The organism is Pedobacter indicus (assembly GCF_003449035.1).
Lineage (GTDB): Bacteria > Bacteroidota > Bacteroidia > Sphingobacteriales > Sphingobacteriaceae > Albibacterium > Albibacterium indicum.
Genome location: NZ_QRGB01000001.1, coordinates 3,339,793 through 3,364,460, shown reverse-complemented (window position 1 = coordinate 3,364,460; position 24,668 = coordinate 3,339,793). Strand labels below are relative to the sequence as shown.

The window sequence follows — 24,668 nt, the reverse complement described above, 5'->3', positions numbered from 1 at the left end:
CCATGTTTTATTAATAAAATCAAATTCTATGAGAAATCTATTTCTTTATATTGGAGGTTCATTAGTAGCATTGTTATTAATCTTTACATGGTTTTACCCAGGGTTGATATGGTTAACTGTCGTTGTATTGCTGCTTTTTCTTGTCGGGATTTATAACATCTCTCAAGAAAGGCATACGATTCTGAGAAACTTCCCAGTGTTAGGTTATTTTCGTTATTTCTTTGAGTTTATTTCACCTGAACTACAACAGTACTTTATTGAGCGAAATACCGACGGGAAACCCATTCCGAGAACGATCCGGTCTATAGCTTACCAGCGGGCAAAGAATATTGAGTCGACCGTGGCTTTTGGCACGCAACTGGAAATTAATCATCGTAACTATGAAGGGCTTCGTCACTCGATATATCCTGCTCCGATTACAGAGGAGCTGCCCCGGATTACAATTGGTGGGGAGCAATGCAAACAACCTTATAGTGCGTCGCGCTTGAATATATCGGCTATGAGTTATGGGAGTTTAAGCTCGAATGCGATAAGAGCATTGAACTTGGGGGCCTTACGAGGTGAGTTTTATCATAATACCGGAGAAGGCGGGATCTCAGAGTATCATCTGCAGGGCGGTGACTTAGTTTGGCAGATTGGAACTGGGTATTTTGGCTGCCGTGACGCAGATGGTAACTTTAATCCTGAGATGTTTAAGGAGAGAGCCGCGTTGAAAGAAGTGAAAATGATTGAGCTGAAACTGTCTCAGGGTGCAAAGCCGGGGCATGGTGGCGTGTTGCCAGCAGTGAAGAATACGGAAGAGATCGCCAAGATTCGGGGGCTTATACCGTATACGACGGTGCTGTCACCTCAACATCACCGGGCGTTTTCAAATGCGAGGGAGTTGATACAGTTTATCGGTACATTAAGAGATCTTTCGGGTGGTAAACCTGTTGGTTTTAAGCTCTGTATTGGTCGTACTGATGAATTTATTGAGCTTTGTGAGGTCATGAATGAATTGGAGATATATCCTGATTTTATTACCGTTGATGGCGCAGAGGGTGGAACTGGGGCGGCTCCACTGGAGTTTTCGGACGCTGTAGGTATACCGTTGGAGCCGGCACTTATTTTCGTACATCAATCGTTGGAGAAATACGGAATACGTAAAAGACTTCGTTTAATATGTAGTGGTAAGATTATTTCAGCCGCATCGTTCTTGAAAGCGTTGTCTTTGGGTGCGGATGTTGTAAACAGTGCTCGTGGGTTTATGCTTTCGTTAGGGTGTATTCAGGCTTTGAGGTGTAATACAAATGATTGTCCGACGGGAGTGGCGACGCAAGATAAGGTGCTTGCAAAAGGGCTTGTTGTTAGGGAAAAGAAAGATCGTGTATATCATTTTCACCATAATACCTTACACGCAGCAATGGAATTATTGGCGGCGTGTGGGAAGAAAAGTTTTGGTGATATCAGTATGGATATGTTTATGAGGGGAGATGAATTTATGCATTTGTCAGATATCTATTTCCCGAACTATCTGGATGATTTTACGAAGGTGAGAACGGATGAATCTACTTTTACGAAAGTAGGCGACCGGCCAAATGTTAAGTGATGTTAAACAATAGTATTGGTAGGAATAAATTCTATTAATTTAATTAAATTTGATAAACTAAATTTCACGAAAGAAAAGAGTAGCTATTATGATATCGAAAGAAGAGATTATCGATAAAATACGTGTATTAATGAAGGAGCTTTCTGAATCATTTGATCATATATCAGATTCAGAAAAAGATGTCCATCCGCTGGAGTTTCAACTGTTTGAAGCGAATGCAACTTACTTTACAGAACATACGACCATCCTGCGCAAGCTCGAGGAGGAAAGTTATCTGAATAAGAGCAGCGATAAGGAAAACTTGGAGACGGTTGGGCAGCTTGCGGAAAGCAGCGAGGAAGTAAACGAGATTAGCGACTCGAAAGAGGAGGAAAGCGAGGGTGCGGTAGAGCAACGGGAAGCTATCTTTTTCACACCACCGATTGAAAATCGTGATTCAAACGAAAAGGCAGATGAGCAGCAAACGGTAGATGAGATTCCGGAAGAAAAAGAGGATTCAGACAAAGAGGATGCTAGTAATGATGAGAACTTAAGTGATGAGCGGGCTAGCGAGGATGTGTCCGCCGAGGTTGAAGAGGCAGAGACAGAGGAAGCGAAGGAGGAGGAGAAGGATAGTCCAGAAGAGAAAGATACTCGGGACTCTGAGGTAGAAGATACTAGCGAAGAAGAGAATCAAAAGCAAGAAGAGAAACAACAGGAAGAGGAACAACAGGATAAGCAGGACGCCGCAGATCAAACAGCTTCTTCACCGGCGGTAGAAGATCAAACGGATGAGGAAGAAGATCATTCGAAGTTGAAATCATTTTTTGAGCCTTTTGATGTTCCGGCTGAATTAGCTAACCAAGTGACGGGTAATACAGATTCAGAAGAATCAACTTCGGCTGGAGAGGATTCGAACAAAAGCCAACCAGAAGACAAAACGGAAGTAGAACCTGAAGCAAAAGAGGTAGCAGCCGAAAAAGCAGATAGTAAAACAGATAAAGAAGAGGAAAAGAAAGTTACTTCAGAAGTAGTGATTGAAGAGAAGACTGTCAGCGTAGAGCCGGAGCGCCCGATGAGTTTGAATGAGCGCCTTTTTGCACAGAGAAAAAGCGCAACGCCTGAAGAGAAGCCTGTTTCACTTAATCAGTCTGCAAGTATTGCAAAACCTACTCTGCCCAAACAGCAGCGTATTCGCGATATCAAATCGGGGATCAATTTAAACGACAAGCTGCTTTTTATTAAAGATTTATTTAATGGTTATAGTTTGGCATACAGCGAAGCAATTGAGCTCTTAAATCGTTTTGAAACAATGGAGGATGCTGATCGTTTTCTGCAGACCAACTATGCTGCGAAAAACAATTGGGGAACAAAGCAGGCAACAGTTGAAAAACTGTACGCGATTTTGCGAAAAAGATACGGTTAGTTACGGATTAACTTTTCTTTTCATCCAAAAAATGAAGTGTTTTTTAAGATGATCGGATTTAGAAGGACTGTATATTGAACAGTCCTTTTCTATTTGCATCTAGCTTCAGCAGGATAAAAAGCAAGATTGTGAAACTCCACAAAGATGACCCTCCGTAGCTAATAAATGGCAATGGTATCCCGATCACAGGAACAACCCCCAGGGTCATCCCGATATTGATGAAAAAATGGAAGAAGAGGATAGAGACGACCCCATAACCATAGATTCGGGCGAAATGTGATCGTTGTCGCTCTGCGATATGGATCAGCCGCAAAAGAAGCCCCAGGTATGTCAGAACCATAATCGATGATCCTAAGAAGCCCCATTCTTCGCCGATCGTACAAAAAATAAAGTCGGTACTCTGTTCAGGTACAAAGTTGTATTTTGTCTGTGTACCCTGCAAATAGCCTTTGCCTAAAAGCTGGCCGGAGCCGATAGCGATCAATGACTGGTTGACATTATAGCCTTCGCCACGTGGGTCATCGATCTTTCCGAGCATTACTTCGATTCGGTTACGTTGATGGCTCTGTAAGATCTCATTATAGGCAAAATCGACCCCTAGAATAAAGATCGTCGCTGCTCCGAACAGTGTCACTCCGGTAATGATCGCTTTGCGAGATCTTTTGGTAAAGTAAACAAGGATAGCACAAACAACGGCTACGCCCAGAATAACGGTCCATTGAGGGAACAGCAAGGATAAGATAAAGAGGGCAATTGCCGAAGCGCCAATAAGTAAAAAGATACCGGACACATAACCCTCACGATAGAATACGAAAATTAAAGCAAAGAAAGCTAGGGCTGATCCTGTATCGGGTTGTAACATGATTAATCCAACAGGCAGAAGGAGTAGTAAAGACCCTACAAGAAGGGTTTGGAGGTTAGGGTTTTTATTACTGTGGGCGTTGAGGTATTTAGCGAGTATCAGGCAGGATGCTAACTTGGCAAACTCGGATGGTTGTAAACGGAATGACCCGAGCGGGATCCAAGCTTGGTTACCACCGACATTTCGGCCTACAATTAATACCACAATCAATAATATAATGGTGATTCCGTAGAAAATAGGGGCGACCGAACTATAGAACCGGCTATCGATAATCAGAATGACGGCAGCCAGGATAACTGCCGATACAATAAAAATGAACTGCTTTCCATAATTAGTATCAATACTAAGCAGACTTGGATGTTCAGGGTCGTAAACGGCAGCATGAATATTAAACCAGCCAATAATGCAAAGTGCTAACCATAGCAATATGGTTAACCAATCGATCCCTGAGCCGAAGAACTTCCTGTTTAAATTTGTCATTCTGCTGCTTTTTTTATATCTGGTAAAATGCTCCCTTTGTAGATACGATCTTGGATGTGTTTTGGTAGTGTAATTGTATCTTTCAGATATTTTTCAACCATCATGCTTGCTATTGGTGCTGCCCAAACCCCTCCGTAGCCTGCGTTTTCAACGAAAACGGCAATTGCTATCTTAGGGTTTTCCCTTGGTGCAAATGCAAAGAAAACTGCGTGATTTGTACCGTGAGGGTTCTGTACGGTCCCGGTTTTTCCGGCCATTTCAATATCTTTGATTTTAACGGAATAAGCTGTTCCGCCAGGTTGATTGACCGCACGGCTCATTCCTTCGATTACGGGTTCAAAATACTGTGCGTCTACGCCAACGGGTATTTTTTCGGAAAACTCAGGTTTGACGATTTTCTTTTCGCCGATGGATTTAATCAAGTGTGGACGATAGTAAAAGCCACGATTGGCTACGATCGCCATGACGTTTGCCATTTGAAGAGGGGTGATCCCCATCTCTCCCTGTCCGATGGATAAAGAGATATTATAAGCGGAGGTCCACTTGTCGCTGCCGAAGTGTTTGGTGTAGTATTCTGATGTGGGTAAGTTTCCAGCGTTTTCACCTGGGAGATCGATACCGAGCTCTTTACCGATTCCGAAACGCTGGATCGCTTCATGCCAATCTTTGTAGGACTCTGACGGCTTCTTGCCGCGGCCATCAATCATCCGTGCAAATGCAAAAGCATAGTATGGGTTACACGAAGCCTGGATAGAGGTTGCCAGATTGATGGAGCCATGGACGTGAGTACAACGCATATAGCCGCTCCGTCCGTACCGATAGCCACCTACACAATGGTACCTCATATCTTTATCGATTACCTGCGCTTGTTGGGCTACAAGGGCGGATATTACTTTAAAAACCGATCCCGGGGGGTACTGCGCTTGCATAGGGCGTATGAACATAGGCTTTAACGGGTCGTAAAGCAACTTCATATAGTTGTTTCCACGTTCCCGACCCACCATCATATTGGGGTTGTAAGACGGACTGCTTACAAAGCTTAAAACTTCACCAGTGGCAGGTTCAATAGCAACGATACTACCCAGCTTATTTTTCATAAGCGTTTCGCCGAGTTGTTGTAACTCTTTATCGAGCGAAGACATTAATTCTTCTCCGGCAACTGCCAGGGTATCGTACTTGCCGTCTGCAAAATGCCCTTTCGGACGGTTGAAGGCATCCACCATAACGTTTTGGACACCACGCTGACCGCGGAGCAACTCTTCATACGCTCGTTCGACACCGCTTACGCCGATATAGTCGCCCGGTCTATAAAAGCCATTGCTTCGTTCAATATCCTTTTCGGTGACTTCATTGATATACCCAAGAAATTGGGCAGCAATGCTATCTGGATAATTTCGTACGGTTCTGTTTTGAACATAGAAGCCCCGAAACTCATAAAGGTGTTCTTGCAGTCGGGCATAGGTTTCGGCGGATAATTGTTTTTCGAAAATGGACGCCTTGTACGGTGAATAATTTTTTGCTTTAAGAAAACGCTTATCAAACCCTTCTTTGTCAATACCCACCAGTTCACAAAAAAGTGTTGTATCCATTTCTTTAACCTCGCGAGGCGTTACCATCAGATCGTAAACCGGTTCATTCTGAACGAGGACTTCGGAGTTCCTGTCAAGGATAACCCCGCGTGCGGGATAGATAACTATCTTTCTTAAAACGTTGTTTTCCGCGGATAGGTAGTAGGAGTCATCAATAACCTGGATGTAAAAAAGTCGCAAAAGAATGACTGCGGCAGCTGCAATGATGATACCTTGGATAATGTATTTTCGTGCAAAATAACTGTTCACCGCTTTTTCCTTCTATATAAGATCAACTCAAATAAAACAATCAGAACGGTGGTAAAGATACAACTAAAAAGAATGCTAGTTAATGTATAGAGGAAGTTATTTAAAGAAAACACTTCTAATAAATAGAGTGTGAAATGATGGAAAAAGCTGAGAACGAATGCATAGATAAAAAACCATCGGAACGATATTTGACTGATACCGGGTGTGGACGAGGTTTCATAATCATCATCTTGAAGGGTGAGATTAATGAAAACAATGCGAGCCCAAGCGAGAGTAACGCAGGCAGCAGCATGAACCCCTAAGGTGTCGTAAAATGCATCAACTGTGATTCCTGTGAGGAAAGCGATCGTGAAAAGAAAAAATTTGGGTATTCGTGCCGGCAGTAACATCAGCGCCATGATGTAGGGAAAGGGAGATGCCAGGTTGTAATAACCGATATTTTTGAAAAGAAAGACCTGAGCAAGAATAAGCACCAGAAATCGTATGATATTCTCTATTAGTAACTTAGCCATTGTCCGTGTTTTGTTCCTCTAGTTGTTCCTTTTCCGTTGCTAGTTTGTCCGTTACAATATATACATAACGTAACGTACTGAAGTCATTGTTCAGTTTAATTTTGATATCCAGGAAGCTACTTCCGCTTGTAATGCCGGTCTCTTCCACTTGTCCGATGATGATACCGGGTGGAAAAAGAGAATAACCAGATGTGACTACCCTCTCTCCCTTCTCAACTTCTACGTGATTGGGTATATCCCTTAAAACGGCGTATTGGGGATCAACCGCATTTTGTCCCCATACGAGCGAACCAAAAGCCTCGCTTTTTGATAAGCTGGCACTGACTCTGGTGTCAGAATGCAGAAGCGATTGAACAGTTGAAAAATTGGGCGAAACATTTAGAACAATCCCGACGACACCATTTGATGAGATAACTCCCATGCCTTTTTTGATTCCATGACGAGAACCGCGATTAACGGTTAGATAGTTGTTTTTTTGATTAATACTGTTGTTTATCACTCGCGCTTCTGTATAGCTATATTGTGGCTCGAGCAATGTATCTCGTATGGTGCGAGATATCATCTCATTATCGTAATTGGAACTTTTTAATAGTGCGCGCAAAGCAGCGTTCTCATGAGCAAGTGTTAAATTTGTTTCATTAAGATCGATGTAAGCTTTAAAATAATCAACCTTTTCGTATGCTCGTCCGACCACCTCGTTAGACGAGTTTATCGCACTTGCACGCTGAAATGAATTGTTTCTGATAGTTAAGATAAAAGATAGCGCAAAAAAAAGGATAAACAAGAAGAATGTGCTGTATCTGTTAATGAATATCCAAAGGTTTCGCATATCTTATCATTCAGCTGAAGATATGAGTTAGCCGGCAGCTAGTTGACCTCTAAGGGTTTGAGCTCATATCTCAATTCTTTCTATTGCATTAAAAATTTAAAACTACCGATATTTTTTAATGAGATCCCTGTTCCTCTTACAACTGCACGTAAAGGGTCTTCAGCAATATGAACCGGTAATTTGGTTTTTGAATGCACACGTTTATCGAGTCCACGTAACAAAGCGCCCCCGCCCGTTAGATAGATCCCTGTCTGATAGATATCGGCCGAAAGTTCCGGAGGTGTGATCTCTAGCGCTTTCAGGATGCCTTCTTCTATTTTCGAAATAGATTTGTCCAGACAGTGGGCAATTTCTGTATAAGAGACGGTGATTTGTTTAGGGACACCGGTCATCAGGTCTCGTCCCTGAACAGCGAAATCTTCTGGTGGATCCTGAAGTTCGGGTAGGGCGGAGCCTACTTCGATCTTAATTTTTTCTGCAGTACGTTCGCCGATCATGATGTTGTGTTGACGGCGGATGTAGTTGATAATATCTGAATCGAAGTTGTCACCTGCTACACGTATAGACTGGTCGCAGACAATACCTGAAAGGGCAATAACTGCAATTTCCGTTGTACCCCCACCGATGTCGATGATCATGTTCCCCATTGGTTCATCTACGTCAATTCCAATTCCGACAGCCGCAGCCATCGGTTCGTGGATAAGGTATACTTCTTTTGCGCCTGCAATTTCGGCAGAGTCTCGCACCGCACGTTTTTCAACTTCCGTAATCCCTGATGGGATACATATTACCATCCGTAACGATGGGAAAAACCAGCCTTTTCCATTATTAATTTTTTTGATCATCCCCCTGATCATGTGTTCTGCTGCATTAAAATCAGCGATCACACCATCTTTTAAAGGGCGAACAGTTCGAATATTTGCGTGGGTTTTTCCTTCCATTTGCATAGCCTGACGGCCGATGGCGATTACCTTGTTGGTAGTGCGATCGAATGCTACGATGGAAGGTTCGTCAACAACAACTTTGTCGTTATGTATTATGAGTGTATTAGCAGTACCTAAATCAATGGCAACTTCTTGAGTAAACCAGTTAAATAATCCCATCCGGATTTCTTTTAAGAATTTATAAAATAGATTGCAAAGTTAATCGCTTTTTACAAAAGAAGCTTACTAAATCTATAAAAAAGATTCAATAAACGTGGTGTCAAAAAAACATTGTTCTGCAACGAAAGCCCTAAAATAGAAAATTAATGTTTAAAATGACGAACACCAGTTAAAACCATCGAAACATTCCTGTTGTTGGCCATTTCGATCGATTCTTTGTCTTTGATTGAACCGCCCGGTTGTAAGATCGCTTTGATACCCGCATTGCTAGCTATTTCAACGCAGTCTGGAAATGGGAAAAAGGCATCAGAGGCCATTACAGAACCCTCTAGCGGAAACTTGAAATGTTTTGCTTTCTCGATCGCTTGTTTAAGTGCATCTACCCTGGAGGTTTGACCAACTCCACTTGCTAAAAGCTGCTGATCTTTAACAAGAACAATCGTATTCGATTTGGTGTGCTTTACAATTTTATTAGCAAAGGCGAGGTCATCAAGTTCTCTTGCTTCGGGTTGCCTCTCGGTAACAGACTCCATCTGTTCAACGCCTTCTATTGCTAGGTCTTTGTCTTGCTGAATAATACCATTCAATAGTGTTTTGAACTGATTTTTAGGAAGCTCAACGTCTTTGCGCTGCAAAATAATCCGGTTCTTTTTACTTGTTAAAACACGCAAAGCCTCGTCACTAAATTCAGGCGCGATTAAGACTTCAAAGAATAGTTTGTTAATGTCTTGCGCTGTCTCTTCGTCGATCGTTCCATTTGCGATCAGTACACCTCCAAAAGCGGAAACGGGATCACATTCGAGCGCAGATTTCCACGCGTCGAAAATCGAGTCTTTACTAGCTACACCGCACGCATTTGTATGTTTCAAAATCGCAAATGTAGGTGTGCTGAATTCATCGATCAGCGCGACCGCAGCATCAACATCAACCAGGTTGTTATAAGAGAGTTCTTTGCCATTTAGTTTTTCGAACATGGCATCCAGATCTCCATAGAAAACGGCTTTCTGATGAGGATTTTCACCATAACGCAGTGCTTTGAACTGGCTTTCGCTATGTTTGAATAAGGTTAGAGGTTCTTCGGTGGTGGAGTTAAAATAGTTGAAGATAGCTGTATCGTAATGTGAAGATATATGGAAGGCTCGCTTTGCAAAATATCTTCGTTGTTCCAAGGTTGTATATCCTTCGTTTTCGACAAAAAACATCTCAAACTCCCGATAATCATCCTTCGAAGATAAAATCGTTACGTCTTGATAGTTTTTTGCTGCCGCCCTAATTAACGATATTCCACCAATATCAATTTTTTCGATAATGTCTTGTTCGGTTGCGCCAGACTTAACTGTTTCTTCAAAGGGATAAAGGTCGACAATAACCAGGTCGATTTCCGGAATCTCATATTCATTAATCTGCTCTTTGTCGCCTGCATGATCACGCCGCGACAAGATACCTCCAAATACAGACGGGTGAAGGGTTTTGACGCGCCCGCCTAAGATAGATGGATAGCCAGTCAGATCCTCTACAGGTATTACATTAATCCCAAGATCTTTGATGAATTTTTCAGTTCCTCCGGTTGAGTAGATATTGACACCATATTTATCCAATTGTTGAACAATAGGCTCTAGGTTGTCTTTGTAGTAAACAGATATCAGTGCGTTTTTAATTTTAACAGGTTGGCTCATTATATATAATCAAAAAGTTAAACGATTAGAGTTCTTTGACGATGGACTCAATAATTCTAGGGAAATGCTGATGTTCTAGCTGTTGTCCTTTGAACTTAATTGATTCGATGGTATCGTCTGGGTCGATCTTGTATTTTGCTTGATAAATGATTTTACCTTCATCAAACTTGTCGTTAGCGTAATGGATGGTTATGCCCGATTCGCTCTCTTTTGCATCTAATACAGCACGATGAACATGATCTCCATACATTCCCTTACCACCATAATGAGGCAGGAGGGCAGGATGGATATTAATGACCCGGTCGGGGAAAGCATTTAATAGGTTTTGAGGTACCAACCAAAGAAATCCTGCAAGGACAATCAGGTCTATTTCTAAGTTTTTTAATAATTGAACGATCGAGTCTGTTTTATAAAACTCATTGCGATCAAAAACATGTGATGGTGTCTCGAAGTTATCAGCTCGCTGAAGAACGTATGCATCTGGATTGTTACTGAGAATGATCGATATCTCGGCCAACTCATGGTCTTTGAAGTATTCCAGAATTTTTTGGGTATTGGATCCTGATCCGGATGCAAATATTGCGATACGCTTTTTCAAACTATGAAATTTTTCTTCAAAGATATTAATATCACGCGACAAAGAAAAAGTAACGGAGCAGTAAATTGATTTATTTTTATAATTTTGGTCGATTTAGCGATTGAATTCAAAGCACTAGACATGAAACGCACTTTATTGATATTTTCACTGATTATTTTAATAGGTTCTGCCTGTTCAAATTCAAAACCAGCGAACGTGCCAGAAATGGTTCCGGAGTTTACTTTCTTTAACATAGTTGATAATCAACCGATCACGAGAACAAGTTTGGCGATTGAAGGTAATGTTGTGTTCTTATTTTTCGATACAGGCTGTATTCATTGCAGAAATGAGATCGCGATGATGGGCGAAAATTTTGATCAATTCAAGAATGCAACATTCTATATGGTATCTCAGCAAGACAAGGCTATTGTAGCAGATTTTATGAATACCTATGGAAAGGGACTTCAAGGTAAACCAAATGTGCATGTTCTGCTAGATAACCGTTATGAGTTTTTAGCTAAATTTCAACCGGTTCAGTATCCAGCACTCTATGTGTATGGGCCAGACCGGAAACTGAAAAGTTATCTGGACGGTGAAAATGGACTCGATAAGATCCTTGCTGCTGTGAATCAATAGGATGATGATGAAATAGCAATCGTTATTTTTCGAGCGCTGCTTTCAGTTTTGCGTATCCAGATTTGCTTACACTAATAGAGCTTTTATCTTTAAGTATAACCTTGTGACTTTCCTTTTCATAAGGTTCTATGCGTATTATCTGATCGATACGGACGATAAACGATCGGTGTACCCTTACAAATTCATCGGGATTTAGATTCTTTTCAAAAAAAGTTAAGGTGCTTTTTTTTAAGGCGCTTCCCTCGTCTGTGTGGATTGACACATAGTCGTCATCTGCCGCGAGGTAGTTTATTTTTTCTACCGGAATTATTTTTATATTGTTTCCAGTGCGTACCAATACACGATCGAGTCTGGTATCTTCCTCTTCTTTTACTTTTTCGATAAACGATTTCGTCTTTTCTTTTCCGGTATTTGGGTTTTGAGATAAATACTTTTCGATGGCTTTCGCAAACCTTGCCTTGCTGATAGGCTTTAATAAATAGTCAACTGCATGTTGTTCAAAAGCACGTAAAGCAAACTCTTCAAAGGCTGTTGTGAAAATAACGGCCGGAGGTTCATCTATTAATTCTAATAGTTCGAAGCCAGTTATTTTTGGCATTTGAACGTCTAAAAAAATCAAATCGGGGCTTATTTCAGCAATGGCTTTTGCGGCTTCGAAACCATCGCCACATTCTTTAATAACCTCTATTTGTGGATAATCAACGAGGTATTCGCTTATGATACTGCGTGCTAACGGTTCGTCGTCTATGATTAAAGCTTTGATCATTCTGGTTGGGGGATAGAGATTGTTGCAGTAAAGATATGTTTTCCTGCATTTGTATGCAACAAATCGGTTCTGCCATATATGAGAAAGAGCCTGCGTTCGATACTCCTTAAACCAAACCCGGAACTTTTCTGTTTGCTTTGACTGTCTGGATCAAATGGGTTTTTGACACGGATATTAAGTAAATTATCCTGTTTGTATATATTGATTTGAATGTCAACTTGACCGGTGATATTATACAAGCCGTATTTAATCGCATTCTCAAGAAGTGGCTGAATGATCATCGCCGGTACTTGTACGTTTTCAACTTCTTCTTTATTAATCGTAATATTTAAACGATGTCCGAAGCGGACTTTTTCGATATCGATGTAAAGTTGTAAGTGTTCGAGCTCGTCGTCAATGTCGAGTAATTGCTGATCATCCATATGTAGCGTGCCTCGCAGAAAATCTGATAATTGAAAGACCATGGTTCTTGCAAGCTCAGGCTTTTGGGTGATGAGCGCGATGATAGAGTTTAAACTATTGAATAAAAAATGTGGCTGAAGCTTTTGTCGTAAGCTGTAGAGCTCTGCCTCCCGTGCCATTTTTTCGGTATCCGCTTTTCGGTTCTCGTTTTCTCGATTGTTTTGCTGTATATTCCACAAGACATTGATGACGGCCATGCAGCCAATCAGTAATCCGGCTGCGAGAAATCTTAAGGGTAGTGAATAGTCTAAAAACTCTTGGTATTCATCTGATGCAATGACCCAGCCGATGGCATAGCGGACTACAGCGAGAACAATAATTGTCAGACTAATAACCCAAACGAGGATGTAAGTGGTTTTTTCCTTCTGAGGTTGGTAGTAGTATAGGACACTCGAGATAACATAGCAAGCTATTGTGATAACAGCAGCCGATATGAGGCTGTCGATAATAGCTGCATACAATGTGGTCCCATACCAGAATAAGAGACCACATTGTATAATCGACCAAGCAACAAAAATAATCGAACAGCTTAAAAGGAAGAAGCGATTTTGTTGTAGGGTTGGTTGTTGGTTGGCCTGGATCATTCTAATTGCTTTGCTTACCTTGTTTTGATCGTTATGCCACCGAAAATTGATGTCCCTTTGATATATAGAACTTTCGAACGGTCTGGTACAGCTGGCGTATGGAAGCGTTTATCCTCAATACCACCGAAAATTGACGCCATTTCGGGTTGTATAACCCAATGGGAAGGTGCAATAATGGTTGTGCCCCCAAATAACTGAACAACTTCTAGCGTAGCGGGTCCTTTTAGGTCGGCACGCATTAAGTTGATGGTCGATCCGCCCATGATATTAACAATATCCCCACCTTTGAAGTTTTGAGAAACGATGTAGTGTTTCCCATCACCAAATATGGAGGTCGAGTCGATGAAATCATCAGGATTGCCAGCATATTCGTTGTGATTATCGTCTTTGGTTTGTTGTGAGTTGTCTTCATTTTCGTTTGTTTCTTCTCCCATACTATGGGGGTCTATCGTGTCTGCAGGGTCATCGGCAGGCTCACTTTTCACTCTTTTATCCCAAACAAAATCTTCACTGGGTTCTGCTGTATACGATCCTTTTCTGTATCTCATTCGTCTTTTTTGAGACTTTCCTTTTATTAGGAAGAAGCCAATAATGATTAGTAGTACTGGCCAAATTAGCGGTCCGATGCTAAAATCGAGGGTATTGCTAAGGAAGAAAAAAGCACCGATCCCGATGAGTATGTATGAGGCTCTATTTTCAAACCCTGACTTGGCTCCGATTATCGCACCAATAATAATGAGAATCATTGGCCACTGGAAGAGCCATCCGATATAGATGGCTGGAATGAGTTTGTCTAATAATAATAAGCCACCGATCAAAATTATAATGAGACCGATGAGTGTTCTGCTAGAATTGCTGTTTTTATTTTTATGTTGTGTGTTCATTTTCTTAAAGTTTTAATCAAATATACCGACATCGGCTCGTGTTCAAAAGGATAAATAGTTGTAAACCATAAAAAAATCGGTGAACGAATCACTTTTGTCGGTAAAAGAAAATGTGTCCCTGTTTTTTACGCAGGTAGATCTGGATATATTAGTATATGGCTTGGTTTTTGTAATATATTATGTTTTTTAAACGACATGATGAAACAAACTTACCTAATTTTTTATTTTGTCCTTTATAGCCTATTTATTTGTTCTTTTACAGTTGTAAAAGCTGATACCTATCCTGAGGTTCTGTTTGCTAATAGCAATTTGCCATATAGTTATGCGAATAGTAAGGTGACCTATGCTGGGTCAAGTTGGATTATGAACGTACGGAAGAACTTGCCGGTGTCTGATTCCGTTTTTTTTACGCCGAAAAATTCACTGGTATTGAAGTATGTATCCGCTGAGGGAGGTGAATGGAATGCAGACATCTTTTATCAGGACAACTACCTTCCGGAGAATAATTCAGTTTTGATTTTTAAACTCTACGTACATTCTCCAACTGAAGTAACAGAACTGCCTGCAATCCAACTGATTCATGCTGATTCGAGTAAAACTGATCAAGTACAATTAGCGAATTATATCGATTCATATCAAGAGAATATGTGGGTTTCAGTAGAAATACCGCTGAATCAGATTGGGCAATTTCAGACTGATAAAGGTATTGCCGCTATTAGTTTTGTCCAGTCTGGGAGTGACGGTAAGAATCATTTACTTTATATTGATCAAATTGAAGTTCTTCCGCGGCGAACTCCGCAAAATCGTTTAACCGGTGCAGCGGTTCTGCAGCATGTTAAGGCTTTTGAACGCCATGTTGATATTACCTGGCGTCTCCCTTTAACACCGAGTCTACGTTATATAAAGATTTACCGTTCGGAGGATAATAAGGATTTCCAACCCGTGGCGATACGGCCGGTCTTTTCGAGTCGTTATAGCGATGTGGTTCCTGAGACAGGGAAGGAGTATTATTATAAAATAGCCTGGGTAGATTACCAGTATCGTGAGTCCCCCTTTAGTGAGGTGGAGAAGGTTCAAACGAAAACAATGACCGATGCTGAACTGCTAGACATGGTACATCATGCAAATATCAAATATTTTGCTGACGGCGCAGAGTTTAATAGTGGAATGCAGCTATTAAGACCGGGAACTAAAAGTGCCATTGTTTCCCCCGCATTAACCGGCGTTGCTATTATGGCCAGTATCAGTGGTGTCGAACAAAAGATTTTTACCCGAGAACAATTAACAGCGCGAGTAATAAAGATCGTGCGGTATTTGCGTGGGGCAGAGGCTCGTTATGGTGCCTTTCCGGCATTGATGGATGGACGGACAGGAGAGGGTGTTTATTCGGCGGAAGAGGGCTTTGTGGTTGATTTGAATAGTACTTCTTTGCTCATACAGGGCTTGTTAACCGCAAAGCAATACCTGAATGCAGATAACCAAGTTGAAGCAGAACTAAGGGAAAAGATCAATGAAATATGGAATGCGGTTCAGTGGAACAAGTTTACGACAGAACGGGATTCATACCTCTATACGAACTGGTCGGAAAAGACCGAATTTTCTAACGCATTGCCCCTTCTTGGTAGGGATGCACTGACAACCTATTTACTTGCGTTGGCCTCACCCAATAATAATATCGAGCTAGATTCTTACAATGATGCAATGAATCGGTTTTACAATGTCGATACGGCTCTTGTTGATGATATAGAAGAGCTTAGCTTGCCCTCTGCGGATACGACATCTGCAAAGGCTCCGGATTTAACTGTATTGAGGCCGATGGTTCAACTTGTAGATACGACGGAGTCGTTAAGTTCCGCAGACAATGTTCACTACGGTTTGCCGCTAGCTGTGATGGGTGTCGAAGAGTCGCTCAGTAGAATATTGTCGTCTTTTTTAGTGTTCGACCCACGGGGGAAACGCGATAAATATGCCAATTATTATCATGAGCTACAAAACCACGTTCTAATCCAGTATCGCAAATCTCTTGAAGAAAACCAGCTTCCAATAAGCTTAGGTGAAGGTTTAATGGTTAATGCCAAAGGTTGGGTGTCCCCGTCATCAACCGTTGCTACCTACCCGGTTAATGCGGAGTTTGCAATGAAAAATCTGATCGATGTCTATCGAGAGTATTCAGAATTATTTTGGGATGAATATGGTTTTCGGACAATTAATCTTGTGAGAAATCAGGAAAGCATGAAGTGGCAGGGGGTGCGTTACGGTATATCTGCAATTATGATAGAGAATGGGAAGAGCAATTTGCTTTGGAATTTGTTTTCGAAAGATGAAGATGTGGACCGGATTGTCCGTGCTCTTTTTACAGCTGACCCGGAAAAAGATAATTCTCAATAAAATAAATTATTGTATATGTAGGTTGGAATGCATATCTTTGCACTTCTAAATTTTAAACGAAAGGGGGTAGTAAAATACATGATTATAGTAAATGTTAAAGAAGGCGAGTCGTTAGATAGAGCTTTGAAGCGTTTTAAGAAGAAATTCGAAAAGACAGGTGTGCTTAGAGAATTACGTTCTCGTCAGGCTTTTGAGAAGAAGTCAGTATCCCGTCGTGTTCAAGTTAAGAAAGCGATATACAAGCAGAAATTAAATCAAGAGTCAATTTAATTTTTATTGTCTTTACATATTAAAAAACTATTTGTAACTTCAAGTTGTTGAGGAAGCAAATAGTTTTTTATGTTTTTAGAGCGTTTCATAAATTTTTTAAAATACGAAAAGAACTATTCGGTTCATAGTATAAACGCTTATAGAAAAGATATTGAAGCCTATTTAAACTACCTGGAAAATACGGGTTTTCGCATAGAAGATGCTACCCACCATCAAGTCAGGGCATTCTTAGCACAGTTGATGGAAAAGAAACTTCACCCAAGAAGTATTAACAGAAACATTTCATCACTAAAATCATTTCATAAATTCTTACTTCGCGAGCAGTTCATCTCAAGGAATCCGATGAGCTTGATTAAAATGCTCAGAACACCGAAGAACTTGCCGCATTTTATCCCGCCGGATGATATAATTAAGATGCTAGACTCGGATGATATATTCCCGGATGATTTCCCAGGTTGCCGTGATCGCGTGATAATTGAGATTTTGTTCGGTACTGGAATCCGGCGGTCTGAATTATTACAAATCTCTGAACATGACATCGATTTTATACAAGGTACGATTCGTATATTTGGTAAAGGCAGTAAGGAACGGCTGGTTCCTATTACGGCTTCGTTAGCTAGTTCATTGAAACAATACATCGCTCTAAGAAAAAAGCAGAATTTCCCTAACATAAGTAGGGGTTTAATTGTTACAGATAAAGGAGAGGATGCTTATGTAACGTTGATTTACCGGATTGTTAAGGATAAATTAGGAATGATCTCATCCAAGCAAAAAAGAAGTCCTCATGTATTGAGGCATAGTATCGCTACAGCGATGCTGAATAACGGAGCTCAACTGAATGATATAAAAGAACTGTTGGGGCATGCTAGCCTTGCTTCTACGCAGGTATACACGCATAACTCAGTAGAAAGGTTGAAATATATTTATAAACAGGCCCATCCAAAGGCATAAAAAAAGGAGGAAAGATGAACATTACTGTGCAATCTATTCATTTTGATGCAGATCGAAAATTAATTGATTTTATTCAGCGTAAAGCGAGTAAACTTACTCAGTTTTATGATCAGCTGCTTGACGGTGTTTGTTATTTGAAGCTAGAGAATGGTGAGAGTGAAGCAAACAAAATAGCAGAATTTAAAATTAATATTCCAGGGAACCAATTGTTTGCGAAGGGACAGGCTAAAAGCTTTGAAGAAGCAACCGACCTCGCCGTTGAATCCCTGCGAAGACAAATTAATAAACAAAAAACTCGGGAAAACAGAACTATTTTAAGTAATCACAAAGACGTGTTAGTTGAAATAGAAAATAAAGAAGATATTTAGACTTTTGCTTATTATCAACAAGAAAGGCGCGTGATTCACGCGCCTTTCTTGTTGATAATATATTAGGAGTAATTAAAATTTAAAGCCGACTGTCAGGAACACATTGTTTCTGCTATTCTCTATCGATGCCGTGTTTGGCGGATAGTCGATTGATTGGTAGGGAGTGTACTCCATGTCGTATCGGTGATTCAAGTAGGTTAAATCAATATACGTGTTATTGATTCTGTATCCCAACCCTCCAGATATAGTTTGTGCCGTACTCGCTAGTCCTTCTTTATACGGATTGCCACGATAGTTGTACCCTGCTCGTAGTAAGAAATCAGGTGCCAGACGGTATTCGCCTCCCAATCTAAAATTAACTGCACTCTGATATAGATTATTGATGTCCTCATCCGATGCAGCGTTTACGTCAGCGTAATCAGTGGTAACGCGCATACTCGCATAATCAATGTATTCCACATCAGCAGAAATCAAACCTTCCGTGAAGAGTGCCGATACCCCCGCATTTAAACGATAGGGTGTTCTCAATTTATATTCGTCGTAATACAATTCTTCATTTGATGCATATTCAAAAAATGCCTCATTGGTCTCTGGGTCTACCATCCAGCTGTCAAAATACATGCTGTAGTCATCGGTCACCGTATACCAAGTTGGCGAGGTGGCCGAAAACCCTATTTGGAACATATTATCAGGCTTGTAGATGACTCCTAATGTTCCGTTAAAACCCGTACCGTTTGTCTTTTGAATACCCGAGGAGCTAAGCTCATAATCCGCATATACAAAGTCATATGCTTCGTGTGAGGGATCTAGGAAGTCGGAATTCGGATTAATGGCCCTGATCTCGTTTTCATCTTTCATAAAGCCAATTTCATCGAATCGACGATCTTTAGTATAGCTAAACCCAGCGATTCCAATCGACGCTCCGACGTAAAACTTATTACTGTAGTTCGCCCCGAATGCTATGTTGGTCTGGAACTGATTTCCCGTGCGTTTGTCTAAGTTGCCTTGGCTGTTCGTAACACTTTCGCTGGCGGCAGGGTAATAAAACCCTTGACCTTCGTGGAAGTCAAGTAAGTAACTTTTGAACCCCCAGTCACCAAAAACAGGATCATAACTAGCATCATTGGCAGCTTCAGCGAGGAAGTTGGTATAACTACTCGTATTGTTTTCTCCGATAAAATCTATTGTTGAGTTAAAGTCATTGGTTTTGGCATAGCCTATACCGATGTTGAAATTTAACCAACCCGTATTGCGGCTGACCCGTGAACGAACAGGCATGTGAAATACCGCGCCTGCCTGGCTCAAGGAGAACTTTTCCTTGCTACCCGTTGTCGACGTACCATAATAGCTGCTTTTGCTTTGCATATTCAGGTAATCGAAACTAAGTCCGGCGTCTGAAGTATTGAAAAAACCCAGTCCTGCCGGGTTGCTTGTGATCGAGCTTAAATCACCGCCTAAGGATGTGTTTGCATTCCCCATTGCTTTGAACCTAGCGGTAGAACCTAGTTCGGGTTGGGAGAACAAAAGACCATCCTCAACGTATTGAGCCTGGCTTATACCGATCATACAAAGAGCAGAAAGTAAAAAGCTAGTGATTTTTTTATTCATGTTGGATCTATATTATACTTTATAAAATAAAGAAAGTCGATTGGTAATCGACCGAATACCAATCGACTTTTCTATATAGTTTGTTTTTCGGGTAATTATTTATTTTAACGTGACCGTGAAGATCCGCCACTTCTACTAGAGCTAGGTCTGCTTGCCGGAGCAGAGCTTCTAGGGGGGGCACTCCTTACCGATGGCGATGGCTGCGATCGTTGAGCAGGTCTTGCTTGCGGTCTCTGCGCCGGTCTGCTTTGGCTAGCTGGGCGTCTCACTTCTTGAGAGCGTGTCCGCGTGGCCGGTCTTGTTGCAGTTGGTCTTCTTTGCGAAGTAGTTGGCCGAGCTTCTGTGCCTCTCGTCCGGCTCCTTTCAATACTAGTTGGGCGCTGGTTTCCGCTCGCAGAGGAACGAGTTCTTTGTAGTCGATCGCTTACAGACGGTCTTGTCGAGGTCAAACCACTTCTTGTTCTGGTTGATGATGAGCCGATAGACGGTCTTGTCGTCCTCCGAACATTGTCAGTTCCAATTCGCGTAGGGCGAACTCTCCGGTCTCTAATGCCTGTATAGTAACCACCTCCACCATAATAGCCGCCACCATAGTAACCACCGTAGTATGAGTAAGGTCCCCAGTATCCACTATATGGATATCCCCATCCAAAGCGTGAATAACCATAATACGGGCTATACCAGCTATTCCAACCTATGCCGAAGTAGATACCCGAATAGAACGGGCTGTAGAAATCCCAATGATTGATCCAAGGATCGTAATAAGGTAATCCTGGGGTGCCATAGTAAAACCGGCTGATCCGATTGGCATAAGACATACCCTCGTAATAGCCATCATAGTAATCATTATTAGAATATTCATCTTCATAATATTCATCCTCGTAACGCGGTTCGCTGTCTTGTGTTACCACCACAGCCTCCGCATCTCTTCCGTAAACATCGTCAGGGAAAGTTTGGGCGGTATTATTCAGCGACGCACAGGACGCCAACAATGCCATAACCCCCACCAGTCCCAGGCTGTTTAATATTTTATATTTCAGTTTCATCTTGTTTGGTTTTTGCACAGTAATTAGTTGTTTGACTATATTAATGTGCTGAGGTTTAAAGCCTCTGTTAAAATTTTCTATTATAATCCGCAATATTAAGAAATCCGTCTAACTTTGTGTGTAAAGAATTAATTAGTATTCACCTTAATTTACACAATAAAACTGGTAAAATAAAATGAGTAAGGGTATTACAAGCAGGGCAGAAGACTATTCCCAATGGTATAATGAATTGGTAGACAAAGCCGATTTAGCGGAGCACTCAGCCGTAAGGGGCTGTATGGTGATCAAACCCTATGGTTTTGCCATTTGGGAGAAAATGCAGGCTGCTTTGGATAAAATGTTTAAAGACACAGGGCACAGCAATGCTTATTTTCCGTTATTCATACCAAAGTCATTTTTTTCAAAAGAGGCATCTCACGTTGAGGGCTTCGCCACAGAATGTGCTGTAGTTACTCACTATCGACTAAAAAATGACGGGACTGGTCAAATTATTGTCGATGAGGAAGCTAGATTAGAAGAAGAGCTGATCGTTAGACCGACGTCCGAGACGATCATCTGGAACACCTATCGGGGGTGGATAGAGTCTTATCGTGACTTACCGATCCTCGTTAATCAGTGGGCGAACGTCGTTCGTTGGGAAATGCGTACACGTTTATTTTTGAGAACAGCTGAATTTCTTTGGCAGGAAGGGCATACAGCGCACGCTACTTCAGAAGAGGCCGTGGCCGAAGCGGAGCAAATGCTGGATGTATACGGAACGTTCGCTGAGCAGTGGATGGCTTTACCGGTTATCCGTGGAAAAAAAACCGAAAGTGAACGTTTTGCCGGGGCGGTAGATACCTATTGTATCGAGGCATTAATGCAGGACGGGAAGGCCTTACAAGCAGGTACATCACATTTCTTAGGTCAAAATTTCGCCAAAGCTTTTGACGTTAAGTTCACGTCTAAAGAAGGTAAACTTGAGCATGTATGGGCTACGTCTTGGGGGGTCTCTACGAGGTTGATGGGAGCGCTTATTATGGCTCATTCGGATGATGCGGGACTCGTTCTGCCACCCATGCTAGCGCCGATACAGGTTGTTATTGTGCCGATTTATAAAACAGAAGAAGAAAAGCGAGAGATAGATCAACTTGTTGACGAATTAATGGCAGCTGGGAAGCAAAAAGATATTTCGATGAAGTTTGATGATCGTGATACACATCGTCCAGGATTCAAATTTGCCGAATGGGAGCTAAAAGGCGTTCCGGTGAGATTGACAATCGGTGCGCGTGACTTAAAGAACGGTACTGTTGAGGTCGCCAGACGTGACCAGCAGACGAAAGAAACTGTTTCTAAAGAAGGCTTGATAGATCGGATAGAAAAATTGCTTGAGGATATTCAACAAGCGATCTTTGACAAGGCTCTGGCCTTTCAAAATGAGAAAACTACCGAAGTTAATTCTTACGATGAGTTTAAAGAGGTTCTGGAGAAGAAAGGAGGCTTTGTTTCTGCCCATTGGGACGGTACTCCTGAAACCGAAAAGCGCATCAAAGATGAAACGAAGGCTACAATTCGCTGTATACCCATCAACAATAAACAGGAAGCCGGAACTTGTATATTAACAGGCAAGCCCTCTACACAACGAGTGCTGTTTGCAAAGGCATATTAAGAGTTGCGAAGAAGGGTCTGGAATCTTTGTTAAAAATCTAGCACTTCTGCCAAAGACTGTTCACAAAGCATTTTTTATCATCAAAAAAATGCTTTGTGATCTTAAATCCAGCTTGTTCAGCCAACTGGTCAATTTCTGATAAATCGAATTTCTTTGAGATCTCCATGTGAATTGGTTCGTGAGCTGCAAAATTGACCGTAAACTTTTCTGATCCGCTGCCAATGTGAACTTTCTGGTCTTCTGTGCTGATTAAGTAACTTTTGCATTCACCTGAAACAGGATCATAGAGCGGGAAGTGACTGAACTTGTCAGTACTGAAGTCAGCTTCAAGCTCGTTGTTTATTCGTGTTAACAGATTGATATTGAAAGCTTTGGTTATTCCCTCCGGGTCATTGTATGCCCTTAGTATCGTGTCTGGATCTTTTTTTAAGTCAACGCCGATAAGAAAAAAATCTCCCGCCCGCATAAACCCTGACACCTGTTTGCAAAAATCGGTCGCCTGCGTGATCGTCATGTTGCCAATATTGGAGCCGAGAAACAGGATGATCATCGGTTTCTGACTTATCGTACGTTGTTTTTTGAGCATATGCACATAATCACCGTTTAGACCGTGAACCCTCATGGAGGGAACGAATTCTGAAAACTTTTTATTCAAATGGGTGATCACATTTTTTGAGATATCGATCGGGTAGTAGATAAAGTCAATCTTTGTTTGTTGAAACGCACGCAAGAGGTAGATGGATTTACTGGCATCACCCGCACCGAGTTCGACCAGATCTAACTCATGAAATCTATCTGCCACAATTTGAGCGATATCATCAGCATGCTCTTTTAAAATAGACAGCTCACAACGACTGAGATAGTACGCTTTTGAATGCATCAGTTTTTGAAATAATGCATCACCGACCTTGTCATAAAAATACTTTGAGGGTAGACTTTTTAAGCCCTTGCTTAGACCCTCTTTAACATCCTTGTAAAACTCACTCATAGGGTATTTATTATAAAATTATCCGAATACCTGTGAACTGCCATCTCGCATCAGGGTAGAAAAAGTTTCTGTATGTAGGTCTGCTGTGGCCGGTACTGGTTGCTTCGGAGGCTCCGCGGAGCACCATTTGGCTAACCATGAATTTTCCATTGTATTCACCAATGGCACCTTTTTCTTTCTTGAAACCCGGGTAGGGTAAATAAGCACTTTCCGTCCATTCCCACCGCGCACCCCAGTTTAGTTGGCCTGCCGCTACTTCCCATTCTTCTTCAGTCGGTAGCCTGGTCCCTTTCCAACTGGCAAATGCAAAAGCCTCATAGTAACTGATGTGACATACCGGCACATCGGGTTCAATAACTTTAAAGCCGTCAAGATCATAACGGTGCCACTCGCCATGATGGTAATGCCAGTATAATGGAGCTTTACCCTGATTCTTTTTAACCCACTCCCAACCATCGGCATGCCAATAGGAGAAATTTTCATAGCCCCCGTCCTGCATAAATTCCAAATATTCGCCGTTTGTGATCAGTTCGGAAGAAATAGCAAATTTGTTCAGATAAACTTTATGACGATTTCTTTCATTGTCAAAACAGAATTCATCACCTTGATAACCAATTTCATAAACTCCTTCTTGAAAGACAAGGGACGAGCCGGCGCTGCATTGTTTGTTAGTGACGTATTCAGCATTGTAAACCGGGAATAACGGGTTATTCCCCAAAATATATTTGATGTCTGTTATGAGTAGTTCCTGATGCTGTTGTTCATGATTAATCCCGAGGATCATCAGCTTTTTCAATTCAGCGCTCACATCGGTTTCCTTCAGAAACCGCAAGATCGCTGTGTCAACATGTTGGCGATAATCATAAACCTGTTCAACGGTTGGTCTGCTTAGGTTTCCTCGATTGACGCGGATTACCCTTTCGCCAACGGATTCATAGTAACTATTAAAAACAAAATTGTATTGTGGGTTGAAGGCTTCGTAATCCGGGTCAAAGTGAAGCAGGATAAACGTCTCGAAGAACCAAGAAGTGTGACCCAAATGCCATTTTGGGGGGCTCACTTCAGCTATTGGTTGTAATACATAATCTTCTACCATCAGGGGTTTGCAAATAGCCTCGGTATGTTTACGTGTAGTTTTAAACCAGTCGATCAGATCGTTTCGCTCGATGTCATTCATAGTGTTCCTAAGATTATTGATT

22 protein-coding genes are annotated in these 24,668 nt (G+C 41.5%); 8 read left to right on the top strand and 14 right to left on the bottom strand.

Annotated features, from left to right (window positions below; all coding sequences use genetic code 11):
* Window positions 1-28 precede the first annotated feature (28 nt).
* Window positions 29-1,588 carry an FMN-binding glutamate synthase family protein gene (locus D3P12_RS14785; protein WP_118196776.1) on the top strand — a complete coding sequence of 520 codons (1,560 nt, stop codon included), beginning with the start codon at window positions 29-31 and terminating at the stop codon, window positions 1,586-1,588.
* Between the two features lie 88 nt (window positions 1,589-1,676).
* On the top strand, window positions 1,677-2,993 hold the full coding sequence (locus D3P12_RS15400) for a hypothetical protein (protein ID WP_157970368.1): 1,317 nt from the start codon (window positions 1,677-1,679) through the stop codon (window positions 2,991-2,993).
* Window positions 2,994-3,051: 58 nt separating this feature from the next.
* On the opposite strand, the gene rodA is transcribed toward D3P12_RS15400, so the two are convergent.
* The 7 genes from rodA to purN all read right to left on the bottom strand — a co-directional run bounded on the left by rodA (window position 3,052) and on the right by purN (window position 10,891).
* The gene (gene rodA / locus D3P12_RS14770; RefSeq protein WP_118196770.1) at window positions 3,052-4,335 is read right to left on the bottom strand and encodes a rod shape-determining protein RodA; all 1,284 of its coding nucleotides are present in this window, start codon (window positions 4,333-4,335) and stop codon (window positions 3,052-3,054) included.
* The gene (gene mrdA, locus D3P12_RS14765; protein WP_118196768.1) at window positions 4,332-6,173 is read right to left on the bottom strand and encodes a penicillin-binding protein 2; all 1,842 of its coding nucleotides are present in this window, start codon (window positions 6,171-6,173) and stop codon (window positions 4,332-4,334) included. The genes rodA and mrdA overlap by 4 nt, the downstream gene beginning before the upstream one ends.
* Window positions 6,170-6,685: a rod shape-determining protein MreD gene (locus D3P12_RS14760; RefSeq protein WP_118196766.1), complete on the bottom strand. Its 516-nt coding sequence runs from the start codon at window positions 6,683-6,685 to the stop codon at window positions 6,170-6,172. The genes mrdA and D3P12_RS14760 overlap by 4 nt, the downstream gene beginning before the upstream one ends.
* The gene (gene mreC / locus D3P12_RS14755; protein WP_118196764.1) at window positions 6,678-7,514 is read right to left on the bottom strand and encodes a rod shape-determining protein MreC; all 837 of its coding nucleotides are present in this window, start codon (window positions 7,512-7,514) and stop codon (window positions 6,678-6,680) included. The genes D3P12_RS14760 and mreC overlap by 8 nt, the downstream gene beginning before the upstream one ends.
* An 80-nt stretch (window positions 7,515-7,594) precedes the next feature.
* Window positions 7,595-8,617, bottom strand: coding sequence for a rod shape-determining protein (locus tag D3P12_RS14750; protein WP_118196763.1), 1,023 nt, complete (start codon window positions 8,615-8,617; stop codon window positions 7,595-7,597).
* Between the two features lie 143 nt (window positions 8,618-8,760).
* Window positions 8,761-10,293 carry a bifunctional phosphoribosylaminoimidazolecarboxamide formyltransferase/IMP cyclohydrolase gene (gene purH, locus D3P12_RS14745; RefSeq protein WP_118196761.1) on the bottom strand — a complete coding sequence of 511 codons (1,533 nt, stop codon included), beginning with the start codon at window positions 10,291-10,293 and terminating at the stop codon, window positions 8,761-8,763.
* A gap of 25 nt (window positions 10,294-10,318) precedes the next feature.
* Entirely contained in the window at window positions 10,319-10,891 is a 573-nt protein-coding gene (gene purN / locus D3P12_RS14740; protein ID WP_118197123.1) for a phosphoribosylglycinamide formyltransferase, read from the bottom strand.
* Between the two features lie 120 nt (window positions 10,892-11,011).
* Here purN and D3P12_RS14735 point away from each other — a divergent pair, with 120 nt between their 5' ends.
* On the top strand, window positions 11,012-11,506 hold the full coding sequence (locus tag D3P12_RS14735; protein WP_157970367.1) for a TlpA family protein disulfide reductase: 495 nt from the start codon (window positions 11,012-11,014) through the stop codon (window positions 11,504-11,506).
* Between the two features lie 22 nt (window positions 11,507-11,528).
* Here the strand turns inward: D3P12_RS14735 and D3P12_RS14730 are convergent, their stop codons facing one another.
* Genes D3P12_RS14730 through D3P12_RS14720 form a run of 3 tightly spaced genes read right to left on the bottom strand, consistent with a single transcriptional unit; the run spans window position 11,529 to window position 14,202 of the window.
* Window positions 11,529-12,272, bottom strand: coding sequence for a LytR/AlgR family response regulator transcription factor (locus D3P12_RS14730; protein ID WP_118196757.1), 744 nt, complete (start codon window positions 12,270-12,272; stop codon window positions 11,529-11,531).
* Window positions 12,269-13,318, bottom strand: coding sequence for a sensor histidine kinase (locus D3P12_RS14725; RefSeq protein WP_118196756.1), 1,050 nt, complete (start codon window positions 13,316-13,318; stop codon window positions 12,269-12,271). Before D3P12_RS14725 ends, D3P12_RS14730 begins: the two co-directional genes overlap by 4 nt.
* 14 nt (window positions 13,319-13,332) lie before the next feature.
* Window positions 13,333-14,202 (bottom strand): LiaF transmembrane domain-containing protein, encoded by an 870-nt coding sequence (locus D3P12_RS14720; RefSeq protein ID WP_118196754.1) that lies wholly within the window; start codon window positions 14,200-14,202, stop codon window positions 13,333-13,335.
* Window positions 14,203-14,397: 195 nt separating this feature from the next.
* On the opposite strand from D3P12_RS14720, the gene D3P12_RS14715 reads away from it, so the two are divergent.
* The 4 genes from D3P12_RS14715 to D3P12_RS14700 all read left to right on the top strand — a co-directional run bounded on the left by D3P12_RS14715 (window position 14,398) and on the right by D3P12_RS14700 (window position 18,179).
* Window positions 14,398-16,590, top strand: a complete 2,193-nt coding sequence (locus D3P12_RS14715) for a glucoamylase family protein (RefSeq protein WP_118196752.1) — start codon at window positions 14,398-14,400, stop codon at window positions 16,588-16,590.
* A gap of 78 nt (window positions 16,591-16,668) precedes the next feature.
* Window positions 16,669-16,860: a 30S ribosomal protein S21 gene (rpsU, locus tag D3P12_RS14710; RefSeq protein WP_118197122.1), complete on the top strand. Its 192-nt coding sequence runs from the start codon at window positions 16,669-16,671 to the stop codon at window positions 16,858-16,860.
* Window positions 16,861-16,929: 69 nt separating this feature from the next.
* Window positions 16,930-17,811 (top strand): tyrosine-type recombinase/integrase, encoded by an 882-nt coding sequence (locus tag D3P12_RS14705; protein WP_118196750.1) that lies wholly within the window; start codon window positions 16,930-16,932, stop codon window positions 17,809-17,811.
* A 14-nt stretch (window positions 17,812-17,825) separates the two neighbouring features.
* Complete coding sequence (locus D3P12_RS14700; RefSeq protein WP_118196749.1) at window positions 17,826-18,179, top strand: HPF/RaiA family ribosome-associated protein; 354 nt, start codon at window positions 17,826-17,828, stop codon at window positions 18,177-18,179.
* A gap of 72 nt (window positions 18,180-18,251) precedes the next feature.
* On the opposite strand, the gene D3P12_RS14695 is transcribed toward D3P12_RS14700, so the two are convergent.
* Window positions 18,252-19,787, bottom strand: a complete 1,536-nt coding sequence (locus tag D3P12_RS14695; protein ID WP_118196747.1) for an OmpP1/FadL family transporter — start codon at window positions 19,785-19,787, stop codon at window positions 18,252-18,254.
* A gap of 104 nt (window positions 19,788-19,891) precedes the next feature.
* Complete coding sequence (locus D3P12_RS14690; RefSeq protein WP_118196745.1) at window positions 19,892-20,833, bottom strand: hypothetical protein; 942 nt, start codon at window positions 20,831-20,833, stop codon at window positions 19,892-19,894.
* A 175-nt stretch (window positions 20,834-21,008) separates the two neighbouring features.
* On the opposite strand from D3P12_RS14690, the gene proS reads away from it, so the two are divergent.
* Window positions 21,009-22,481, top strand: coding sequence for a proline--tRNA ligase (proS, locus tag D3P12_RS14685; protein ID WP_118196743.1), 1,473 nt, complete (start codon window positions 21,009-21,011; stop codon window positions 22,479-22,481).
* Window positions 22,482-22,518: 37 nt separating this feature from the next.
* Here proS and D3P12_RS14680 read toward each other — a convergent pair whose 3' ends face one another.
* Both D3P12_RS14680 and egtB read right to left on the bottom strand, forming a co-directional pair.
* Complete coding sequence (locus D3P12_RS14680) at window positions 22,519-23,469, bottom strand: L-histidine N(alpha)-methyltransferase (protein WP_118196741.1); 951 nt, start codon at window positions 23,467-23,469, stop codon at window positions 22,519-22,521.
* A gap of 10 nt (window positions 23,470-23,479) precedes the next feature.
* Window positions 23,480-24,646 (bottom strand): ergothioneine biosynthesis protein EgtB, encoded by a 1,167-nt coding sequence (gene egtB, locus D3P12_RS14675; RefSeq protein WP_118196739.1) that lies wholly within the window; start codon window positions 24,644-24,646, stop codon window positions 23,480-23,482.
* Window positions 24,647-24,668 lie beyond the last annotated feature (22 nt).

Bases quoted from the DNA above. Each gene is read 5' to 3' on its own strand.
- purH (WP_118196761.1), bottom strand. From the start codon at position 10,293: ATGAGCCAACCTGTTAAAATTAAAAACGCACTGATATCTGTTTACTAC.
- D3P12_RS14735 (WP_157970367.1), top strand. From the start codon at position 11,012: ATGAAACGCACTTTATTGATATTTTCACTGATTATTTTAATAGGTTCT.
- D3P12_RS14700 (WP_118196749.1), top strand. From the start codon at position 17,826: ATGAACATTACTGTGCAATCTATTCATTTTGATGCAGATCGAAAATTA.
- D3P12_RS14705 (WP_118196750.1), top strand. From the start codon at position 16,930: ATGTTTTTAGAGCGTTTCATAAATTTTTTAAAATACGAAAAGAACTAT.
- D3P12_RS14730 (WP_118196757.1), bottom strand. From the start codon at position 12,272: ATGATCAAAGCTTTAATCATAGACGACGAACCGTTAGCACGCAGTATC.
- D3P12_RS14750 (WP_118196763.1), bottom strand. From the start codon at position 8,617: ATGGGATTATTTAACTGGTTTACTCAAGAAGTTGCCATTGATTTAGGT.
- D3P12_RS14720 (WP_118196754.1), bottom strand. From the start codon at position 14,202: ATGAACACACAACATAAAAATAAAAACAGCAATTCTAGCAGAACACTC.
- D3P12_RS14760 (WP_118196766.1), bottom strand. From the start codon at position 6,685: ATGGCTAAGTTACTAATAGAGAATATCATACGATTTCTGGTGCTTATT.
- egtB (WP_118196739.1), bottom strand. From the start codon at position 24,646: ATGAATGACATCGAGCGAAACGATCTGATCGACTGGTTTAAAACTACA.
- D3P12_RS14715 (WP_118196752.1), top strand. From the start codon at position 14,398: ATGATGAAACAAACTTACCTAATTTTTTATTTTGTCCTTTATAGCCTA.
- proS (WP_118196743.1), top strand. From the start codon at position 21,009: ATGAGTAAGGGTATTACAAGCAGGGCAGAAGACTATTCCCAATGGTAT.
- rpsU (WP_118197122.1), top strand. From the start codon at position 16,669: ATGATTATAGTAAATGTTAAAGAAGGCGAGTCGTTAGATAGAGCTTTG.
- D3P12_RS14785 (WP_118196776.1), top strand. From the start codon at position 29: ATGAGAAATCTATTTCTTTATATTGGAGGTTCATTAGTAGCATTGTTA.
- D3P12_RS14680 (WP_118196741.1), bottom strand. From the start codon at position 23,469: ATGAGTGAGTTTTACAAGGATGTTAAAGAGGGTCTAAGCAAGGGCTTA.
- D3P12_RS14725 (WP_118196756.1), bottom strand. From the start codon at position 13,318: ATGATCCAGGCCAACCAACAACCAACCCTACAACAAAATCGCTTCTTC.
- mreC (WP_118196764.1), bottom strand. From the start codon at position 7,514: ATGCGAAACCTTTGGATATTCATTAACAGATACAGCACATTCTTCTTG.
- D3P12_RS15400 (WP_157970368.1), top strand. From the start codon at position 1,677: ATGATATCGAAAGAAGAGATTATCGATAAAATACGTGTATTAATGAAG.
- rodA (WP_118196770.1), bottom strand. From the start codon at position 4,335: ATGACAAATTTAAACAGGAAGTTCTTCGGCTCAGGGATCGATTGGTTA.
- D3P12_RS14690 (WP_118196745.1), bottom strand. From the start codon at position 20,833: ATGAAACTGAAATATAAAATATTAAACAGCCTGGGACTGGTGGGGGTT.
- D3P12_RS14695 (WP_118196747.1), bottom strand. From the start codon at position 19,787: ATGAATAAAAAAATCACTAGCTTTTTACTTTCTGCTCTTTGTATGATC.